The 20,922-nt window shown below is 35.4% G+C and carries 15 protein-coding genes; 4 read left to right on the top strand and 11 right to left on the bottom strand.

Annotation, left to right across the window (positions count from 1 at the left end; translation table 11 throughout):
- Nucleotides 1-240: 240 nt before the first annotated feature.
- From ACFRAE_RS06990 to ACFRAE_RS06975, 4 genes are read left to right on the top strand one after another with little or no spacing between them, the layout of a single operon-like run.
- Nucleotides 241-1,701 carry an IPT/TIG domain-containing protein gene (locus ACFRAE_RS06990; protein WP_422796417.1) on the top strand — a complete coding sequence of 487 codons (1,461 nt, stop codon included), beginning with the start codon at nucleotides 241-243 and terminating at the stop codon, nucleotides 1,699-1,701.
- Nucleotides 1,702-1,712: 11 nt separating this feature from the next.
- Complete coding sequence (locus tag ACFRAE_RS06985) at nucleotides 1,713-4,799, top strand: SusC/RagA family TonB-linked outer membrane protein (protein ID WP_422796416.1); 3,087 nt, start codon at nucleotides 1,713-1,715, stop codon at nucleotides 4,797-4,799.
- A gap of 10 nt (nucleotides 4,800-4,809) precedes the next feature.
- Nucleotides 4,810-6,864, top strand: coding sequence for a RagB/SusD family nutrient uptake outer membrane protein (locus ACFRAE_RS06980; RefSeq protein ID WP_422796415.1), 2,055 nt, complete (start codon nucleotides 4,810-4,812; stop codon nucleotides 6,862-6,864).
- 16 nt (nucleotides 6,865-6,880) lie between these two features.
- The gene (locus ACFRAE_RS06975; RefSeq protein ID WP_422796414.1) at nucleotides 6,881-7,864 is read left to right on the top strand and encodes a DUF4973 domain-containing protein; all 984 of its coding nucleotides are present in this window, start codon (nucleotides 6,881-6,883) and stop codon (nucleotides 7,862-7,864) included.
- Between the two features lie 75 nt (nucleotides 7,865-7,939).
- Here ACFRAE_RS06975 and ACFRAE_RS06970 read toward each other — a convergent pair whose 3' ends face one another.
- The 11 genes from ACFRAE_RS06970 to ACFRAE_RS06920 all read right to left on the bottom strand — a co-directional run.
- The gene (locus ACFRAE_RS06970; RefSeq protein WP_422796413.1) at nucleotides 7,940-9,592 is read right to left on the bottom strand and encodes a PepSY-associated TM helix domain-containing protein; all 1,653 of its coding nucleotides are present in this window, start codon (nucleotides 9,590-9,592) and stop codon (nucleotides 7,940-7,942) included.
- Between the two features lie 7 nt (nucleotides 9,593-9,599).
- Nucleotides 9,600-9,875, bottom strand: coding sequence for a hypothetical protein (locus ACFRAE_RS06965; protein WP_422796412.1), 276 nt, complete (start codon nucleotides 9,873-9,875; stop codon nucleotides 9,600-9,602).
- 425 nt (nucleotides 9,876-10,300) lie between these two features.
- The gene (locus ACFRAE_RS06960) at nucleotides 10,301-11,521 is read right to left on the bottom strand and encodes a DUF4374 domain-containing protein (protein ID WP_422796411.1); all 1,221 of its coding nucleotides are present in this window, start codon (nucleotides 11,519-11,521) and stop codon (nucleotides 10,301-10,303) included.
- A gap of 14 nt (nucleotides 11,522-11,535) precedes the next feature.
- Complete coding sequence (locus ACFRAE_RS06955; RefSeq protein ID WP_422796410.1) at nucleotides 11,536-13,935, bottom strand: TonB-dependent receptor; 2,400 nt, start codon at nucleotides 13,933-13,935, stop codon at nucleotides 11,536-11,538.
- A gap of 26 nt (nucleotides 13,936-13,961) precedes the next feature.
- The gene (locus tag ACFRAE_RS06950; protein WP_422796409.1) at nucleotides 13,962-14,663 is read right to left on the bottom strand and encodes a hypothetical protein; all 702 of its coding nucleotides are present in this window, start codon (nucleotides 14,661-14,663) and stop codon (nucleotides 13,962-13,964) included.
- 1,068 nt (nucleotides 14,664-15,731) lie between these two features.
- Nucleotides 15,732-16,736, bottom strand: coding sequence for a mannose-1-phosphate guanylyltransferase (locus ACFRAE_RS06945; RefSeq protein ID WP_422796408.1), 1,005 nt, complete (start codon nucleotides 16,734-16,736; stop codon nucleotides 15,732-15,734).
- Nucleotides 16,737-16,772: 36 nt separating this feature from the next.
- Nucleotides 16,773-17,204 carry an adenylyltransferase/cytidyltransferase family protein gene (locus tag ACFRAE_RS06940; RefSeq protein ID WP_422796407.1) on the bottom strand — a complete coding sequence of 144 codons (432 nt, stop codon included), beginning with the start codon at nucleotides 17,202-17,204 and terminating at the stop codon, nucleotides 16,773-16,775.
- 63 nt (nucleotides 17,205-17,267) lie between these two features.
- On the bottom strand, nucleotides 17,268-17,687 hold the full coding sequence (locus ACFRAE_RS06935) for an adenylyltransferase/cytidyltransferase family protein (protein ID WP_422796406.1): 420 nt from the start codon (nucleotides 17,685-17,687) through the stop codon (nucleotides 17,268-17,270).
- 40 nt (nucleotides 17,688-17,727) lie between these two features.
- Nucleotides 17,728-19,110, bottom strand: coding sequence for a nucleotide sugar dehydrogenase (locus ACFRAE_RS06930; RefSeq protein WP_422796405.1), 1,383 nt, complete (start codon nucleotides 19,108-19,110; stop codon nucleotides 17,728-17,730).
- Between the two features lie 10 nt (nucleotides 19,111-19,120).
- Nucleotides 19,121-20,629: a capsule assembly Wzi family protein gene (locus ACFRAE_RS06925; protein ID WP_422796404.1), complete on the bottom strand. Its 1,509-nt coding sequence runs from the start codon at nucleotides 20,627-20,629 to the stop codon at nucleotides 19,121-19,123.
- Nucleotides 20,630-20,640: 11 nt separating this feature from the next.
- A partial coding sequence (locus ACFRAE_RS06920) for a sugar phosphate nucleotidyltransferase (protein WP_422796403.1) occupies nucleotides 20,641-20,922 on the bottom strand: 282 nt, incomplete at its 5' end.

Genomic DNA, 20,922 nt, shown 5'->3' with positions numbered 1-20,922 from the left:
AACATGATGAACTTTACACCCAAGTAAAAACCTGAAATAGAATAGCCGGAAAATAAAGCTAATTCTTAACAATGATTATAACCTATAATCAACCCATTTTTAAAATACTAAAATTTGCACTTTTCTATTAGAAATCTGTAAGAACAACTTTTGAAGAAAAACTAGTAAAAGACGATTAAAAACCGCTTTTAAGGCAACCTAACTCTCTTCATTTGTTAAAAACTAACCAGTAATTAAATTATGATATCTAAACAATTATTTAAAACAAATGATTGGTCATTACGCATATTGCTATGGACCATCATGTCACTCTGTTTGAGCCTGTGGGGTTGTAAAGATGAACCAGCTGGCAAAACAGAGGCTACACCATTTGATCCCAATCAACCTGTCGTTGTATCTGATTTTATGCCTAAAACTGGTGGTATGGGCCAACGCCTTGTGATCTACGGAAAAAACTTCGGGGACGACCCGAGTAAAGTACAGGTGTTTATTGGAGGTAAAGAGGCAGTCGTCATCAATACAGCAGGAGAATCAATTTATTGTTTGGTTCCAAAACAGGCATTTAGTGGAGATATTGAAGTACGAGTTGGAGATCAAGACAAAGTGATAGGTAAATCTGGACAAGCCTTTAATTATCAACGAAAATTAGTTGTATCAACGCTATTAGGCTATCGAAATGAACGCGGAGATGAGCCTTGGAGGGATGGAAAGTTTGAAGATAATGATCAGAACAAAATGGCTTCTGGATTCTGGAATCCTTCATTCTTAAAATTTGACCCGGCAAACCCAAAGCATTTATGGGTAACTTTTGACGGAAACAACGGTTTATATTTAGTGAATTTTGAAGATAGTACGGTAACTAAAAAGCGGTCAGATTTTGACCGACCTCGCAGTGTCGATTTTACTTTGGATCATAAATATATGATTATTTCGGAAGACAGAGGTGGTGAAAATGACCGATCTACTTATAGGCTTTCTCGCGAAAAGAATTGGACAGATTTGGAAGTCATTACACGATACAAACAATGTAATGGCGCATCCATACATCCTGTAAATGGAGAAATGTATTTTAACAGCTATGAAAAAGGTCAATTCTTTCGTTTTGATTTAAATAAATATTTTTCAGATGGATTAAACGACAAAGAATATGAACAATTATTTGTCATTCATGATCCCAATTGGGAATATAAAATCATGATCCATCCTACTGGCAACTATGCCTATATCAATGTTATCAATCAACATTATATCTTACGCGTCGATTACAATTGGGAAAAGAAAAGATTTAATCAACCTTATTTAGTTTGTGGTCAATTACGAGGGGCTGGATATACGGATGGAGTCGGATCTTCAGTGCGGTTAAACTCGCCATATCAAGGAGTTTTTGTGAAAAATGAGGAATATGTAGCTGCAGGAAAAACCGATGTCTATGATTTCTATTTTACCGATCAGATGAATCATGCCATTCGCAAATTAACACCAGAAGGTAGTGTAACCACATTTGCTGGACGAGGAAGTTCGAGCATCAATGCAAACCCATGGGGATATGTAAATGGAGATTTACGGGAAGAAGCACGATTTGATCGACCTTCTGGAATAGCTTATAATGAAATCGAAAAAGCATTCTACATCGGTGATCAAGCCAACCGACGTTTCCGAAAAATTGCATTGGAAGAAATGGAGGAATCCCAACTAAATTAACATTAAAAGACATGATAAATAAAATATTAGCACTATGTATGCTTCTGCTTGCATTGACTTTTAATGTGACCGCACAAGAAGTTGTAGATGTATCAGGCACTATTGTGGATGCCCAAAAACAACCATTAATTGGAGTAAGCGTTTCCGTAAAAGATGCCCCAGGATTAGGAACAGTAACCGATAATAAGGGTTATTATAAAATAAAAGTTGAACAATATAAACAGTTAATTTTTTCAAGTTTAGGTTATGAAAAACAAGAGATTCTTGTTAAAGATAATTTTGTAATCAATGTAACCTTAATTGAATCCGAGATTTCTGTCATTGACGAAATTGTGGTCACAGGAACAGGTACGCAAACAAAGCTAAGCAGCACTGCAGCTGTTTCTAGCGTAAATGTAAACAACTTAAAATCCAATCCAACCTCAAGTATTACCAATGCCTTAGCAGGAAATGTACCTGGGGTGATGGCGATGATGCAATCGGGCCAACCGGGAAAGAACATTTCTGAATTCTGGATCCGAGGAATTTCCACATTTGGTGGTGGTAGTGCCGCTTTAGTCTTAATCGACAATGTGGAGCGCACCATAGCGGATATCAATATTGAAGATATTGAAAATATTTCTGTACTCAAAGATGCTGCTGTAACAGCCATTTACGGATCCAAAGGCGCCAATGGCGTAATATTGATCACCACCAAGCGAGGAAAAGATGGTAAAATCAATATCAACTTTAAGGATGAAACCATCTACAATTCACGGACAATTACGCCGGAATTTGAAGATGGATTTACCTATGCCAACTTATTAAACGAATCCCGAATTACGCGAAACTATGAACCCATTTATCAGCCTGAGGAATTAGAAATTTTACGCTTAGGATTGGATCCCGATTTATACCCGAATGTTGACTGGCAAAAACTTCTATTAAAGGATGGAGCGATGACCTATCGCGGAAATCTAAATTTGACAGGAGGCGGATCTACCGCTCGTTATTTCATGTCGGGAAGTTATATTAATGAAGGAGGAATGTATCATACTGATGAAACATTACGTGAAGATTATAATACCAATGCCAATTATAAACGATTTAATTTTCGACTAAATACAGATATTAATGTGACCAAATCAACGATTGTCAAAATAGGCGTAGCCACCTCCTTAGACAAACGCAATAGTCCTGGTTTAGGTGATAATGATTTCTGGGGCGTATTATTTGGATATTCTCCAATACGTACACCCATTACTTATTCCAATGGATACATTCCGGCTATAGGAACTGGAAATCAAACAAATCCTTGGGTAGTCGCAACACAAACAGGATTTAATGAAAATTGGACAAATAGAATTCAAACAAACCTTAATGTTGAACAAGATTTTAACTTTATCACTAAAGGTCTGCGTGCACGCGGTATTTTCGCCTACGACACCAACAATTGGAATACAATTAATCGACTAAAATGGCCAGAACAATGGCGTGCAGAACGTACCCGCAATGATTTAGGGGAATTGGTCTTTACGCAAGTTTCAGACCCAAGAGAGATGTACCAAAACAGTTTTGCGGAGGGTGATCGCAGGGAATTTTTCGACATCATGTTCAACTACAATCGTAGTGTGGGTTCTCACAACATTGGTGCTGTGGCACGATTTACGAGAGATGCATTAATTCGAACCGTGAATTTAGGAAGTGATATCAAGAATGGGGTAGCCATACGAAATCAAGGAATGGCCGGTCAATTCAATTACAATTGGAAAAATCGCTATTTAGTAGACTTTAACTTTGGATACAATGGTTCTGAAAATTTTGCACCAGGCCAACAGTATGGTTTCTTCCCCGCTGTTTCTGGCGCATGGAATATCTCTGAAGAAGGATTTGTCAAGGAGAATATCAATTGGATAAATATGTTCAAATTGCGCTATTCTTGGGGCCGTGTTGGTAATGACCTTCTACCACCAGGAAATAGATTCCCTTATTTGTATACCATCAATGCAATGCCAGATAATCAGTACGAATGGGCAGATTTTGGATTTAATCGTTTTTATAATGGCATGAGGTATAGTCAAGTGGCCTCCTCAAATGTCACTTGGGAAGTTGCTACCAAACAAAACTTCGGAATAGATCTAGCCCTCTTCCAAGACAAAATAATTGCCAATCTAGACTTTTTTGATGAAGAGCGAACTGGAATTTATATGTTTAGAAATTTCCTTCCTTCCATGGTCGGATTAGAAAGTATTTCTAGAGCGAATGTAGGTGCTGTAAAATCGAGAGGATTTGATGGACGTTTAGAATACAAACAACGTATAGGCGAATTAAACTTGACTACTCGTGGTAATATTACCTATAGTAAAAACGAAATTACCCAAATTGATGAGGAATATAATGTATATGCCTACCAAAACCGTAAAGGTTATCGTGTTGACCAAGCTGTAGGATTGATTGCCATGGGTCTCTTTAAAGATTATGAAGACATTCGAAATAGCCCAACTCAAATGTTTGGCACTTACCAACCTGGAGATATAAAATATAAAGATGTCAACGGAGATGGTGTTATTGATCATGGAGATCGAACGGCCATCGGAGCAACTCGTAGACCAAACCTAATATATGGTCTCGGCGCCTCAGCACATTGGAAGGGTTTAGATTTAAGTGTGCATTTCCAAGGCGCTGGAAAATCAACATTCTTTACCTATGGAAAAACCGTTTATGCGTTCAGTGAAGGTGAATGGGGACAGGTAATGAAAGGAGTAATGGGTGATAATCGATGGATTTCAGCGGATATTTCTGGAGATCCAAGTACAGAAAATCCAAATGCATCCTACCCTAGACTAAGCTTTGGTCCGAATTCAAACAATTTTAGAGAATCCACTTATTGGTTAAAAGATGGACAATATCTTCGCTTGAAAACCTTAGACATTGGATACAATTTCCCTACTCATTTAGTCAACCGCATCAAAACCAACAATATTCGGGTATTTTTAGTAGGAACCAATTTATTAACGTTTTCAAAATTCAAATTATGGGATCCTGAAATGGTCAGCCCTAGAGGAGAAGATTATCCATTGCCAAAAGCATACACCTTTGGTATTACTGTCAGTCTATAATTGAAGCGCAATGCAAAAGAAATTATATATCGCATGTTTGCTTATACTGAGTACAAGCATCATCAGTTCATGTGTTAAGGATTATTTAAATTCAGATCAATATTTTAAAGATCGCCTTACCACAGATAAAGTTTTTAAAAGTAAAGTTTATTCAGAGCAATGGTTGGCTCATGTGTTTGAGGAATTAAAAGGGGAGAATGCCGACGTTTCCAGTAAAGGTAATACACCTTTTAGTTTTGCCGATGATATGTTTTATGGAGATCGGGATAAGGATTTTGACCCATCCAAAAACGAGCTTTCTTACAATATGTTCAAAATGGGTGAATATAATGAAGGAGATAAACAAAACTCCTGGTCCCAAGCCTATCGGGGAATAAGAAATGCATCTACCTTTATTCACAACATTGGTTTAAATTTAGAAATGAGTGCCGATGAAATAGATGATTATCGTGGTCAAGCTCGTTTCGCTCGTGCCTATCTCTATTGGATTTTATTGCGTAAATATGGACCGATTCCTTTATTACCAGACGAAGGATTGGATTATACCGACTCTTATGACGCATTATCTATACCTAGATCAAGCTATGAGTCTTGTGCGGAGTTTATAGCAAATGAAATGTTACAGGCTGCCAAAGAAATGGAAGCTATTGGAACCAATCGTGGCCAAGATGGATCTGCGAGACCCACTGCAGGTGCTGCATTAACAACACGTGCTAAGGTGCTATTATTTTCCGCCAGCCCATTGGCCAATGGAAATAATTCCGCATTTGCTGCTCGCTTAGTAGATGATAAAGGTAACCGCCTTTTATCTGCAGAATTCAAAGAGGAAAAATGGGCAAAAGCAGCAGCAGCAGCAAGAGATGTGATTGAAATGGGCGTTTATCAATTATACACGGCTCCTTTCCAAGAAACTGGAAATGATGCTTCAGTAAAACCGCCTGCGGACAACAACTTTTCTGAACAAAATTGGCCTTTAGGCTGGGCAAATATTGACCCCGCAAAATCTTATGCGCAAGTTTTTGATGGCACATTACAAGCTTCCGGAAATCCTGAACTAATATTCACTCGAGGAAATAACCAATTAGGAGAAGGCATCAATGCGATGGTCGCTCATCAGTTGCCTCGTTCCGCAACGGGATGGAATACACACGGTTTAACACAGAAATTGGTCGATGCCTATTATATGAACGATGGTAAAGATGCTCCTGGAAAAGATAAAGAAATAGGACGTGGAAACGGTTCTAACCGTTTAACTGGATACGTAACACTAGAGGATTATGAGGCCGGGAAATTCAAACCTTTAAGGACTGGCGTCTCTTTACAATATGCCAATAGGGAACCTAGATTCTATGCATCTGTTGCATATAATGGAAGTTTCTGGACTCTACTCAATGAGACGCAAGAACGGAATAGAAATCAACAGGTTTTCTATTATAGAGACAATGCCCAAGGTAATGGATTTAACTCATCAAATGCGTATTGGTTACGGACAGGATTTGGTGTTAAAAAATTTGTTCATCCAAGTGACACATACGAAGGGGGAAGTATGGCCCGAATAGTTTCAAAAGCGGAGCCCGCCTTGCGTTATGCAGATGTATTATTAATGTATGCAGAAGCATTAAATGAACTTACTGGTACCTACAGCATACCTTCCTGGAAAGGCAATAATTACAGCATCAGTCGAGACATCCATGAAATCCAACGCGGAATTCACCCAATACGCATTCGAGCTGGTGTACCTGACTATTCCAATAGTACATATAACAATAAAGACGAAATGCGTAAAACTATTAAACGTGAACGTTTTATTGAATTGATGGGAGAAGGTCATCGCTATTTTGACCTTCGACGTTGGATGGACGCTCCTGTGGAAGAAGCTCTACCCATTTATGGATGCAATGTACTTATGAATGTGAATGAACGTGATCTATTCCATCAACCAATTGCGGTTTGGTCTTTAAAAACAACGTTTGCCGATAAAATGTGGTTTTGGCCAATTAGCCATACAGAATTGAAACAAAATCATCGATTGACCCAGAATCCAGGATGGACTTATAATGATTAACCTTAAGAAACAAAAAATGAAAAAGCACTATATATCTTATATTCTATTCTCCCTATTAATTCTACTAGGGTCCTGTAATGATGAATGGAAGGAAGAACAATTTGATCACCTTGTTTCATTTAAAGCACCATTAGATGCGAAAGGAGTATCCAATATCTATGTTCGATACAAAGGGAATCAATCGACTATATTTTTGCAACCTTTAATTGTAAGTGGATCCACTCTAGATCACCCTGCCTATCAAGTAAAAATTGGAATCGATAAGGACACGCTACAAACACTCAATTTCGAACGTTTTCAAAACCGTCAAGACTTCTATTACAGGGAACTTCCAAATGCCTATTATACACTACCTAATAATCTTGAAATTGCTGCCAATGAACAAGTCGGATTAATGCCCATTCAATTCAATTTAAAGGATATTGATATGACCGAGAAATGGGTTCTCCCGCTGACCATATTAGAGGATCAAGCTGGAGGTTATACAGCAAACCCAAGGAAACATTATCGAAAAGCAATCCTCAGAGTAAACCCCTTTAATGATTATTCAGGCACTTATAGTGGAACTGCTCTAAAAGTGAGTATGGCAGGATATGAAAATGAAACACCCATAGTTAAAAGTGAAATCCGTTCCTATGTCGTCGATGAGAACACCGTATTCTTTTATGCTGGCAATATAGATGAAGAACATCAAGACCGTAGGAACTACAAAGTCTACGCAAAATTTAACGAAACAGGAGGTGTTACTTTATCATCGGATAATCCCAATATGAAATTTAGTGTAAATAAAGATGCGAGTTATACCATCAATGAGCAAATGGATGCGGTAAGACCCTATTTGCTTCATAAGTTCATCACTATCAATAATATTGATTATCAATTTACGGACTATACGATGGTGCCTAATTTCCCCATAACGTATAAAGTCAATGGTTCTTTAATTCTTCAACGACAATTGAACACGCAAATACCTGATGAGGACCAATCAATTCAATGGTAAAAAACAAAATAACTCATAAAGGCGGAGCATTAACCTCCGCCTTTATTTTACTCACCGGTCATTCTTAGGTAAAACTTAACCCGCTGATGACTTATCGGATTTCACAAAATTTTTCATTTTCACAAAAGCGATCAAACTAATTAACCCTATCAATAGCCATAAAAAATCTACATAGAATATATCCAATTTTCGCTGAATAAAGGTATGCCACATCCAATTATTGGATTGTATACCATTGGCAATTGGCACCAAAAAAGAGCTAATTGCTCCAAGAAATAATGTCTCTCTGCTTGTTCGATTAATGTTTCTGCGGATGATGTAATAAAGAGCCAATATCCACCAAAGATTGAAATAGACTTTATAAATCAAACTTTGATTGACTTCTGCACTAAACTTTATCCAAACAAATGTGATCGCTGATACGGGAAGCATTGTTAAACAAATCGCCAAAAAAACATTTGCCAACCAAAAATTAAAAACGCGCTTCCTTCGAATTACATTGTTTTTATCTCGAGCTACTAACCAAATTAAAATGCCTGAAATAATCACAAAACAACCCATAATACCAAGAATAAAATAGACAATCTTTAAGGGATAACCAGCAAAATCACCAAAATGTAACCTATAAAAAACACTTTTTATCCGATCAATGTAATTCACATCGTCTGTTGGGGATTTTTCTTTAAGAATAGTCCCGTCAATAATCCGCATACTTAATAGCCCTGATCCTGCAAAACTTTGCTTAAATGGAGGCTCCGTTTCGATCGTAATATACATTTCCTTATCCCCATAATTATTGATATATATACGTTTTAGTTTACTGCCGGGCCACTTATCACGAGTTAATTGGATGTAATGACCTAAATTAAATGCCGTATCGAGTTTAGAATAACTGTAGCTTAAAGGAAAATTGTGAATCTCCCCTAGATCTTCATAAAGGGATACCTCCGCATCTTTATATAGCATCTTATCAAAAGGAACCATTAAAACTGAGTTTAATATTAAAACGATTCCAGTAATGGCATATACCAATTGATAGGGAAAACCTATTACACCTAATGCCGTATGCATATCGGTCCAAATAGTTTTCCACTTGCTATAAGGTCTGAAAATATAAAAGTTAGAAACCAGTTTATCCCAATGCAATAATAAACCGGTAATTAATGCGAATAGAAAAATAAAGGAGGTAAGCCCTGCGATGAAATAACCAAATGGAGCGAACGGCAAACGAATTGGCACTTCATTTAAAGGCGCTAAAAAGTGTAAACGGTAAAAAAACTCTCCCAAATCATAGCTTGAGGCATAATCACTAGCTTTATTTTGGATAAAATTATAACCGAAATAGCTAGCGTCGGAATCTCCGCCCCTGCCTCTACCTTTTCTCTTTTCTTGCCCTACCGGTTTTAATGCTGCTTTATTTTTCTTGTTGCGTAAAGTATCTTGAGAAGCACTGACATTAATATACCCATGTACTCCTCCCTGGCTCAAATAATAGATAATGTTTCGACCTGTCAAATCTTTGGTTGCACTCAACGAATCTAAAGGCACTTGAAAATTACGATGGTCTATTTCCTTTTGATAAGTGCTCTCATTGGCTTGCCAAGCAGAAAACTCTTTTTTGAAAAAACTTAACGTTCCTGCAAAAAATATCACGTATAATAATGCAGAAACGATTATTCCACTGATCGTATGTGTATTAAAATAAATATTATAATTTCTGATCTTCATGGATATATTAATTCAATATAAAAACGATGTAAAAAAGCAAACTCAAAACACTATAAATGAGCCATATTTTCCAACCTTTTACAGACAACAAAGCGATTAAAAGTAGTATTGCCCAAAGTAGGTAACCTGAAATACCTGCACTAATGACCACATATTTTTTAGGGATAAACACCGTCAGCATTAAATGAAAACTCAACATCAAGCCATAACCAGCAAATACACCCGCTGTAATTTTCAGCAATCGCTGCCAGGGGCCGCTTAAGTATTTTTTATTTGCAGGCATATCAAGGAATTTGTGGTAAGCAATGCATTAATAATTCCAATGAAAAACTTATCAGAAATAACAAAGTGAGCTTTCGCCAAGTGAAAATAGCTAATGGCTTCAATAGCACCACTAAGCTTAACCCGGTCATAACAAACAGAATACAAGTAAATATTCCTGAACCTAGCCCCAATAGGTAACAAAAAAACAGGAGCAGAAATAAGAAAATACTAATGATACTTCCTTGAAGTATGTTTGGATATTTTTGCAGACAAACTGTCAAAGTATCAAGCTGTTTGAATTTCACTTTCTTACTACGATGATATAATCCATAGCATGCAAAGGTGAGTAAAGCAAATAATAAGGAATACATAATTACTTATAAATGCCTTCCATGAATTCAAGCATATTATCCAAATCCACGGAAGGCCTAACTGTTAATAAAATTAATTCAAATACTCTATGGCTGTTATCGTACCTCCATCCACTTTTAGTCCCATCGTACTTGTGGCATTATTGACATCAATACGATATATATAACCTAAACCTGAAGTTAGATTGACACCGATGTAACCGTATTTACCATCCACAGCTGAATAATTATTAGAACTAATCGATTTGATATCAGCTTGCTCAGGCAAGCCTGTGACTTTTTGATACGATTTCGTGTTCACATCTAGAATTCCGACAATGGTACCCGTATTGTAAGCCCCCTTCTTTTCCTTGGTATTCGATAGTACCACAAACTTATTATTCCCAACATAGATCCAGTTGGTAATATTCAATCCCCCAGAAAGGGCTTCAAAATCCAATAAATAAGACTTATCAAATTCTGTTTGTCCAGCTTTTAATCGAGTAACTGAAGAAGGTTTTGTACTGTTGAACGTAGCTGAATTGCCATTCGCAGAGGCTATATTGGAGGAAAATGCATATACATCTCCATTCTCCAACTCTTCTAGACCATCTGTAAAATACCTCCCTATAAAACTAGTTCTATCATCTTTAATGATTTTTTCTAGCTTCATTTCAGGATAAGAATATACTGCAATCCAAGCTTGATCAGGATAGGCTGTACCAAAAGTTGCAGAACAACATCCTTTAATCGAAAAATATGGGGCATAGACTTTATTTCCAACTTGTTTAATCCAACTAAAAAAGGCAAGCTCCCCATTGTTGTTTAGCTCTAAACTATTGATTGTTCCTTGCTTTTCAATTTGCAAGCTTTTGGTATTAAATTGATACCATGAAGTCGTGGGATTAGTGACATTTCGGGATATTTTCATTAGTAAAATATCATCATTCACAGGAGCAAATGCTTGAACTGTTTCTGTTACTGCATTTGAAATTTTATTTAAGTTTCCTTGTTCTAGATTATAAACAGTTACTGCACCTGGATTTCCTTGTCCATAGAGCATGCTAAACAATTTGTTTTGATGAGTTACATAATAGCGATAAGTCCCATCTTGTTCCACGCCATTTTTTTTGGTCGAAATAATCCCAGTATCCAAACTGCTAGCTGTTAATAAATAATCAGCAACCGCAGTGGCTGCTACTGGGGTTACCGCAACCACAAAATTTCCATAATTAACTGGTGCTTTGTTATCTTTTTTGCAGGAAATCACACCCGCAATGAGGAGTGTCGAAAAAATAAAATTTTTAAAGTTCATAGTAATATTGATCGTTATTTTTTAAGAAAATATCTGAAATTAAGGTAAAATGCTCTTCCAGCTTTTTGCATACTGAAATTGTCAAAAACTTGCTCGTTGGTAATATTTCTTACCTCTAAACCTATATTATAGGTGCCATTTTTTAAACTATACACGGTGTTCAAATCGTGCGTCCACTGTTTAGGAATATCATTTTTTATAGATCCACGACTTGGCCAATACAAATAAAATTGATGCACATACATATTATTGTATCCTATCGTCAGATTATGCCCCTTTCTGAAGGTATCTTTCAATAGAAAATTCACATCCGTATTGCCGAAAAAATAGGGAATATTAGGCATTTGATCTTCATACACTGGACTTACACCGGTATATCCATCTTCAAATTTTTGCATATTTTGTAAATAGTGATAGGTCCAACTACTTCCAACTTGGAGCCAATTTTTGTACGAATATCGAAGATCAATATCTCCACCAAAGCTTCGTACTCCCGCTCTATTATCAGCCACGTATTTACTCTGATTTAAATTTAATCGCTGATAGATAAAGTCCGTCGCATACCGATAGATCAATCCTGTAGACAATTGGAATTCATGCTGTTTATTAAGATTAAAATTATAATTTAAACCTAAATTGAAATTATTACTCTGCTCAGGTTTTAACGATGTATTCGCTTCCTGATTTTCAACATCGCCAAAGATTTCATAAGGGGTAGCCATCCGATTGGTTAGTTCATATGAAGCTTTCAGCTGAGCATCATTTGTCAGAAAATAAGTGACTGCAGCACCATAACCAAAGCGATTCGAATGGATATGGTCGTTGTTTCTTCCTAAATTACTTTGTTGGATGAATTTGGAAAATACATTCATGTTCCAGCGATTGAGCAAATGATATTGATAGCCAAAACCTAGCACATGTTTACGAGATTGCTGCGGCGATTCATAGGCATCATTTTGAGGGTTTAAAGGATCTCTTCCTTTTCGGTCGAATGTATTGAAAACGTGATTTAAACTAATGTTGTGATGCTCTAAAAACGAATAGTTTAAGTTACTCGTTACGATTCCTTCATAATTTTTGTATTTGTACATCGATCGGGAACGCTCACCAGATGTACTGGGTAATACAATTCCAGTATCTCCAAACCAATCAAATCGTTTATTTAAAGTATCTATGCTTTGCTCTGTGCCTAAATTAATATTCGCATTGAAAATTACATCTAGCCCTTTTACCAAATTGGTCTTACTGTATTTTAAGGTAGGCATTACGATATTTCCACGACGATGCCATCCTCCAAAAACAGATTCCCTTCGAGCCCCAGTTTGCATTTCTTTATAGTTTTGCCCAAGTACCACTCCTAACAACAATTTATCAGCAAAGGATTTCTCAATAAATCCAAAATTGGCTATCAGCGTTTCATTATGATAGGTGTCATGAAATCGATTGACATAGGTGTCCTTGGTATAGTTATCACGTCGATTATTATGCTTTTCAATATATATTTTATAGCTGTTATCGGAATAGTTCTGAAATGCATTTAATTGAATAGTTAAGCCAGATTTAGACGTAAAAGCACTATTGACAATAGCTCTATGGGTATTAAACGAACCATAGCCATACGATACATCGAGGTAATTTCGCCTTCCAGATCCTGTTACTATATTTATTGCGCCTCCTAAAGCATCGGAGCCCAACCAGATGGGTACGACCCCCTTATAAACTTCAATGCGCTCGGCTAGGTTAATCGGAATGTTATTGATCTGATAAGAACTTCCTAAATTATCCATAGGTATTCCATCAATAAAAAATCGAACGTGATTTCCAGAAAACCCATTCAAGGATAGGTTCATATTTGATCCTAAGCCTCCAGATTCCCGAACTCGTATGCCAGTAACCTTATCCAACGCATCGGATAGATTAATGCTGCTATTGTACTGTTTTGTGGCATCAATGACGGAGATGTTGAATGCTTGTCTGTTTAATTCTTGGATCTTCGTGAATCCCCTAACCTCCACTTCTTCCAGTATTTCTTGCTTCTCGTTTAAAACAATATCCTGGATTTGATTGGCTGAATTGCATCTTATTTTATTGCTATATTTTTCATAGCCTAAAATTTGAACTGTAATTTCAACCTCGGCTGTCTTAATTCCTGCTAATTCATAATAACCCTGTTGATTGCTAATTACTTTCTTTTCATTAATTTGTATTAATATTTGATCTAAAAGTTTTCCTTCCTTATTTTTCACAAGTCCTGAAATTCGGAAAGTTTGGGCACTGACGCTAAAGCTAATTAGCAATAAAATCAACACACTTACTACCCTGAATACCCTCGAATTCTTCGCTGATTTCGTTTGGACGGCTAATTCGCTACAACCTTGATTATTGTGTAATACCGTCTCGGTGTTTATATTCATGATTTCTTATGCTTATCAAATAATATTTAATTCACAACGAAACTACAGGTACTTCCTCTCCATAATTTTTCGATAGATTGTCCAAACCATTCTTGTTTTTCTTCTTCCATTTTGGATACTTCTAAGACATATTTCCCTTTAATTAGGGGTTGGAAGGTAAATGCTCCTCGACTATCGGTTTTAATTGTTTTCGTCCATCCATGTGGACCCATAATGATTAATTCTGCTTCCCCATAAGCCTCCTTTTTAAAGTAAACTTGCCCCTTTACTTCTTGGCCTACTGGACTCGCTATGGTTTGAAGTTGAATCCCTAAGGCTTGTTCTAAGGTAATGTTTGAGGATTTTCCTACTCGAACTTGTGCTAAACTTGAAAATTCAAAGGCTGTTATTTCATAAGGCTGCCTTGCGGGATGTACTACTTTTATCAGGTAGGTTCCTTCTAGGGTAGGTATGAACGAAGCTGTGAAATGGTCTCCTGCATTTTCTTTGCTTAATTCTGTCGACTTCTTGTCAGGGCTTATTACAAATAGTTTAAAGTCCTTGACGTCGGAATACCATTGATCAATCGCATCAATGGATTGATGCTCGTATTCTCCATAAAATATTTTTATTGCATGCGATTGATTCAATTTTCCTTCTTGTGCAGACTCTATCCAAAGGGCATGTGCATTGGAAAATTGGAAAGATAGGACGCTTAGGAAAAGTAATATATAAGAAAGGTATTTCATGATTTTTATTATTAATTATATGAGTTATTAGTTTTGTTGTTCTACGTCTAGCCTAATAATTAGGGCTTTTCTGCACGCAACAAAAAGTTCATAGGGTACAAATATTCAACGTTTATTCGTAGCTCTTGATCATTGGAATTCAGCAACCATGCTAAACCCATTTTCAAGGATTTTGAATTACGTGTTTTGGTAAATTCTTCTGCTAGGTATGTTTAGGGTATTCTTTTCATTTTAATCCATATTTTATGTTAAACCATTTGTTTTAAAATATGGAAGGAAAGAAGATTTGGAACAGACAATGAGTTTGCCTATTTTTTTTTATCTTGCGTCTCCTTCCATACATGCAGTGTTGAAGGTGCTCACTATCTTTTGTGAGCTTCTACCTAAAATCAGTTCTACCTGAGGTTAGGAAGGCGTCATGCAAAGATTGCCGTCTTTCGCATGACGCTATTTTTGTTTTTATGCCTCTTTAAATAAAGAATCATTATTATAATAACTCTTTTATTTATTTAGAATGATTATAAACAATGTCAAATGTAGAAGAATTTTTTCTAATTCAAAATAAATTAGTGGTTTTTTTATTTATTGTTTTTCATATATCCTTATCGAATTTGTACCCTGATACTCCATTGGCATTCTTCTGTTCTTCTTGTAATCCCTACTCATTTGATGTATGTCATGTTTTTATCGTTTAACCAATCCCAATTCTTGCACGATTTACTTTCCAATTTCTATTTTTAATGTGGTCACTTTTTTAGCTAGACTTGTTTTGCTATGTAGTAAATAGGGGTATGTGTATCATTTTTCTGAAAACCGCTTTATGAATGCATGATCAACGGATCTTCTTCGGAATTATTCTATTGATATGCGTTGATATTCCGACCAAGATCCGAAGGAGATCCTAAGGAGATGGAAATATGGGAATAAAAAATAGACCTTCTATTGGTAGGAAGGTCTATTGATAGGCTTTAATCGAAATATTGCTATAAATCAAATTATAACCGTAATTAAGAAAAATTATAAAACTATTTTAAAATGGACTAAATTATATAAATGTTTTTTTTAGCTTTAATCAATCAATTTTGATTGATGCTTTTCCAAAGTATTGTATATCTTTTTGACATCTTGAGACTTTTCTTTTTGAACAAACAATAGTGCATCCTTGGTATCCACTACTATTGTATCTTTCAGGCCTACAAACGCTGTATATTTTTCAGAACCGATAACCATATTTCCATTTTCATCAATCGGATATTCCGTAGTTATTAAATAATCATACAGGGACTCGAAAGAACCCAAATCAGACCATGAGAACTGCCCAGGAATTACTCGTATTTTCTTTGATCGCTCCATTACTGCATAATCGATACTAATGGAAGGAATAAGTTTAGATAACTCTAAATCAATAACATCTTCAAACTGATGATTCCAAGCAGTCAATGCTGTAGAATATACTATAGGTTCATATTGTTGTAATTCATTTAAAAAGGTATCTGCTCGAAAACAAAACATTCCTGAATTCCAAAGAAAATTACCTCGTTCAATAAAATCCTCTGCAGTATCCTGATTAGGTTTCTCCCTAAAAGATAATACTTGATCGTCTAAGAATTCAATATATCCGTATCCTGTTTCTGGTCGTTTTGGTTTGATTCCAAAAGTAACGAGATAACCTTCATTGGCTTTTGATATTCCTTGTTCCAATGCCCCATAATAATGTTGATCTGCTTTTATTACATGGTCAGAGGGGGTAACAAATAGGATATCTGAAGGTTCAGCAGCAAGTGCAGCAAATGCAATAGCTGCAGCCGTATTCCTAGGAGTGGATTCTACTATATTACGGTACTTTATATCCTTTTCATTCATGACCTGTTTGCTGAGAAAATGATTATCAATATTACCAACTATTGTAATAGAATCACAAATCGACTTATTTCGATCGACACTCATTCCAAACAAAGATCCTTCTTTAAATAAATTTAGATATTGTTTAGGTTTACTTTTTCTTGAAAGCGGCCATAAACGGCTTCCAAGTCCTCCCGAAAGGATTACATGAACCACGTTACTTTTTTTCATGATAATTGAAAAATATAAATTTTATTTTTTTGGACTTTAAGCGATTTTTAATTTTTCAGATTCTTTCTGTGCTACCACTTGCCTTAGTGCAGAGCTTGAAAAACGATGACTCCGTTTATTGAAATAAATTTCGATGCCTTCTTTCAAACAATATTTCTTCCCCGAAAACTCTTGTATTTTATACTCCTCCCCAATAATACGAATATCAATTGGTAAGGTTTGTAAAAGATCTTGTAGATCTTGTTCTGTTTCATAGGGAATAATTTCATTAACAAAACGACAACCTTCCAATTGAATAAATCTTTCTACAACCGATTGGGCAGGTTTTGCTTGATTTGGGTCAAAATAAGACGGATCTGTATTTAACCCTACAATTAAATAATCACAGATATTTTTTGCTTCTTGCAGCATCATAATATGACCCGCATGTAGAAGATCAAAAACACCAAAAGTAATACCAACTTTCATAATTTCTGTTCTAAATAAATAATAGTTTGTTAATATTTGGTTATGGTTTTGGATAGAAAAGAACTATTTATTAGATTCCATTTCAGCGACTATTTTTCGTAGACCTGAACTTGAGAAACGATGATCACGACGATTAAAGTAGATTTCTATTCCCTTTTCATCACAATAACTTCTTCCAGTAAAATTCTTGTCTTTATACTCATCACCAATAATCCGAATATGAATATTATAAGATTTTATGATATCTTCTAAATCTTGTTCTGTTGCATAGGGTACAATTTTATCCACATATGCACAACCTTTAAGCTGTAAATAACGTTCTACGACAGTCTGAGTAGGTTTATTTTTATCTGGACGGTCTAAAGTTGGATCTGTCTGTAAGCCACAAATTAAATAATCACATTGTGCTTTGGCATCTTCAAGCATTTTTATATGACCAGCATGTAAAAGATCAAATGAAGAGAACGTAATTCCTATTTTCATATTATATTATATTATATTATATTGCTTTACTCATTTAAACCTATTCTCCTATAGCATAATATTGAAAGCCTATTGCCTCCATATGTCCTTTATGTAATAATTTTCTACCATCAAAAACAAATGCAGGTTTTTTCATTATTTGCTTTATTTTAGCCCAATCAAAAGCTTTAAATTCATCCCATTCTGTTAAAATTGCTACTGCATGCGCATCTTTAAATGCTTCATATGGATCTTTAGTGACCGTAACCAACCTACTATTTTCTAAAGAGGTTCTTGTACCTAAATAATTTAAATCTGAATAAATTTGATTCTCCGTTACCTTCGGATCGTAAACTACAAGTGTTGCTTCCTCATCCAATAAATGATCCGCTACATAAATAGCTGCTGATTCCCTCGTATCATTCGTATCCTTTTTAAATGCCCAGCCTAAAAACACAATTTTTTTACCATTAACAGTATTATACATCGTTTGAATAATGTTTTCAGCAAACCTTGTTTTTTGATGATCATTCATTAGAATGACTTGTTCCCAATAATCTGCCACCTCATTTAAATGATAAGATCTTGCAATATAAACCAGGTTTAAAATATCTTTTTGAAAACATGATCCACCGAATCCAACGGATGCTTTTAAAAATTTAGAACCTATCCTTGAATCGTGTCCAATGGCATATGCTACTTCATCCACATTGGCTCCGGTAACTTCACAAAGTTCAGAAATGGAGTTAATGGAAGATACACGTTGAGCTAAAAATGCATTCGCAACAAGTTTAGATAATTCAGAAGACCACAAGTTCGTGGTAAGAATTCTTTCTCTAGGAACCCAAGAATTATACACATTTACTAAAGCTTCAATAGCTTCTGCATTCTCACCTCCAATCAATACGCGATCTGGGGCATGTAAATCAGCTATTGCTGTACCTTCAGCTAAGAATTCAGGATTTGATAAAATATGAAAATTAACACCATTTCCAGTATTGTCCAAAATACTTTTTAATGCTTCAGCTGTACGTACAGGCAAGGTGGATTTCTCAACAACAATTTTATCCGAAGTTGAAATAGCTGCTATTTGCCTTGCACAAAGTTCGATAAATTTTAAATCTGCTGCTTGACCTTTACCTTTACCATAAGTTTTCGTAGGTGTATTAACTGATATAAAAATGACATCAGCCTCATCTATTGCTTTATTTACTTCAGTAGAAAAAAACAAATTCCTTCCTCTAGCCTCCTTAATCACTTCATCAAGACCTGGCTCATATATTGGAAGTAAATCTAAATTATCATTATTCCATGCAGCAATACGTTGCTCATTTAAGTCAACAACTGTTACTTGAATTTCAGGATTCTTTTGAGCTATAACTGACATTGTTGGGCCACCTACATAACCGGCACCAATACAGGTAATTTTTTTGATCTTTTTCATAAATTAATTTTTATAAAAACCTTTTATTAAAACCAATAAATATTCCATGGTTTTTATTTAACAATTGTCCCCAATCACTTGCATATCCTAAACTAACAACATAAGTTTTAAAGATAGGTCTTGAACCCATAATTGTGAATGAAAATTGATCTACAGGTGTAAATTTTCCATACTCAAACAATTGAGGTATTTTTTTATTATTAAACCATTGTTCAGAGGGTCCACTTGTATGATAATCTCCGAAATGTTTTGCAATTGAAAATTTAGTTACTATTGACCAATTATTATATAAAGAATGAATTCCTAAATGGAATGCGGAAACTCGATTACTAATAAAATAATCTTTGGGATCATTTGCTTGTCCATTCTTTACATCCTTTGATGGTATAATTATAGGCGTTCCTAAAGATTGACCTTTATAAGAAAAGCCATTTCCATAGACTCCGTGATTATAATAGTACTCAGGTCCTGAAGGCGTCCAAGGAGCTCCAAATTGCCCACCTTGATCCTTACTATAAAAGTATTCAAAAAGCAATTTCTGAATATAATATTTACGTTCTTTCGGTAAAAGGTTTTTAAAGACTAAACCCGTTAAACCATCTCGAATATTTGCAGAATACCTAAGTGCTCCTTTATCATAAAAAAATTGGCGATAAGCTCGGATATTGAAATTATTAAATGAATAAGTTGCCGCAAAATCTAAACTACCAAGGTGATTTCCAATTTTAGATATATCATTTTTACCATTTTCATCCCTAGGTCCCTTATATGCTTTTCCTGTTAAAACATACCAAAATGCTTGAAAATCATTTAAATTATATTGACTTCCAAATATCTCTTTATCAGACCCCCAAATTACATCGTGATTAATAGCAGTTTCTAATTTAAATTTCCAAGAAGGTTTACCAATTAATCCATAAAAAGTTAAATGATGATACTTTGTAGCAAAAGCATCACCTCTATTTTGCCCATAATGAATTGGTTGATTTCCCATCCATCCATGAGAAACACTTCCTTTAAAAGATAATAGCTTATTAGTATAAGGGATAAATATATAATTTGGAATACGAATTTCTAGCTTAGGAATTCCTAAACTATTCCCAGAAAAAGAAAATGATCCTAATGAAAGCGTAGAATCAACTAATCCATACAATGACTTTTCTCTACCTGCAACAATATCAAAAACTCCTATCCTCGCACCCACATTCAATTCTATAATTTGAAGCTGAACTCTTTTATTAAAATTAATCCTTGTATCTGCAGAAAAAGACCATTCTGGTTTCCATGAGATTTTTTCGGATTGTGGTTGAAAATTTCTATTAATTTTTGCTGAAATAGTTCCCGATAAATCACCCATTGGTATTGCACCAAATTGATTCGATCTAAACCAAAATGGAATCTTATTATCAGTACTATAATTCGATTGTATTCCTACCTCTGCTGACCATTGTTGAGAATAAATCTCTTGATTCAAGATCAATAAAAACACTAACAAGCAATATAGTCGAATAAGCAACATAATAAATCAGATTAAATATTTATCAAATACTCCCCATAACCACTTTTGATTAGTGGTTCAGCAATTTTTGTTAATTGATTCTTATCTATATAGCCCATCCGATAGGCCACTTCTTCTATGGCGCCAATTTTCATCCCTTGCCTTTCTTCAATGACTTGAACAAATTGACCTGCTTGCATCAGAGATTGAATTGTGCCTGTATCTAACCAAGCTGTTCCTCTATCAAACACCCCAACTTTCAACTTTCCTCTCTTCAAGTATTCTCTATTCACATCCGTGATCTCCAGTTCTCC

The sequence above is a fragment of the Sphingobacterium sp. HJSM2_6 genome (assembly GCF_049316305.1).
In the GTDB taxonomy this organism is placed as follows: Bacteria; Bacteroidota; Bacteroidia; order Sphingobacteriales; family Sphingobacteriaceae; genus Sphingobacterium.
The sequence above is the reverse complement of the archived record's forward strand: the minus strand, read 5'-3'. Positions and strand labels throughout refer to the sequence as shown.

Coding starts and splice junctions, on each gene's coding strand:
- ACFRAE_RS06960 (WP_422796411.1), bottom strand. CDS start 11,521: ATGAACTTTAAAAATTTTATTTTTTCGACACTCCTCATTGCGGGTGTG.
- ACFRAE_RS06965 (WP_422796412.1), bottom strand. CDS start 9,875: ATGCCTGCAAATAAAAAATACTTAAGCGGCCCCTGGCAGCGATTGCTG.
- ACFRAE_RS06985 (WP_422796416.1), top strand. CDS start 1,713: ATGATAAATAAAATATTAGCACTATGTATGCTTCTGCTTGCATTGACT.
- ACFRAE_RS06940 (WP_422796407.1), bottom strand. CDS start 17,204: ATGAAAGTTGGTATTACTTTTGGTGTTTTTGATCTTCTACATGCGGGT.
- ACFRAE_RS06955 (WP_422796410.1), bottom strand. CDS start 13,935: ATGAATATAAACACCGAGACGGTATTACACAATAATCAAGGTTGTAGC.
- ACFRAE_RS06950 (WP_422796409.1), bottom strand. CDS start 14,663: ATGAAATACCTTTCTTATATATTACTTTTCCTAAGCGTCCTATCTTTC.
- ACFRAE_RS06975 (WP_422796414.1), top strand. CDS start 6,881: ATGAAAAAGCACTATATATCTTATATTCTATTCTCCCTATTAATTCTA.
- ACFRAE_RS06925 (WP_422796404.1), bottom strand. CDS start 20,629: ATGTTGCTTATTCGACTATATTGCTTGTTAGTGTTTTTATTGATCTTG.
- ACFRAE_RS06980 (WP_422796415.1), top strand. CDS start 4,810: ATGCAAAAGAAATTATATATCGCATGTTTGCTTATACTGAGTACAAGC.
- ACFRAE_RS06935 (WP_422796406.1), bottom strand. CDS start 17,687: ATGAAAATAGGAATTACGTTCTCTTCATTTGATCTTTTACATGCTGGT.
- ACFRAE_RS06945 (WP_422796408.1), bottom strand. CDS start 16,736: ATGAAAAAAAGTAACGTGGTTCATGTAATCCTTTCGGGAGGACTTGGA.
- ACFRAE_RS06930 (WP_422796405.1), bottom strand. CDS start 19,110: ATGAAAAAGATCAAAAAAATTACCTGTATTGGTGCCGGTTATGTAGGT.
- ACFRAE_RS06990 (WP_422796417.1), top strand. CDS start 241: ATGATATCTAAACAATTATTTAAAACAAATGATTGGTCATTACGCATA.
- ACFRAE_RS06970 (WP_422796413.1), bottom strand. CDS start 9,592: ATGAAGATCAGAAATTATAATATTTATTTTAATACACATACGATCAGT.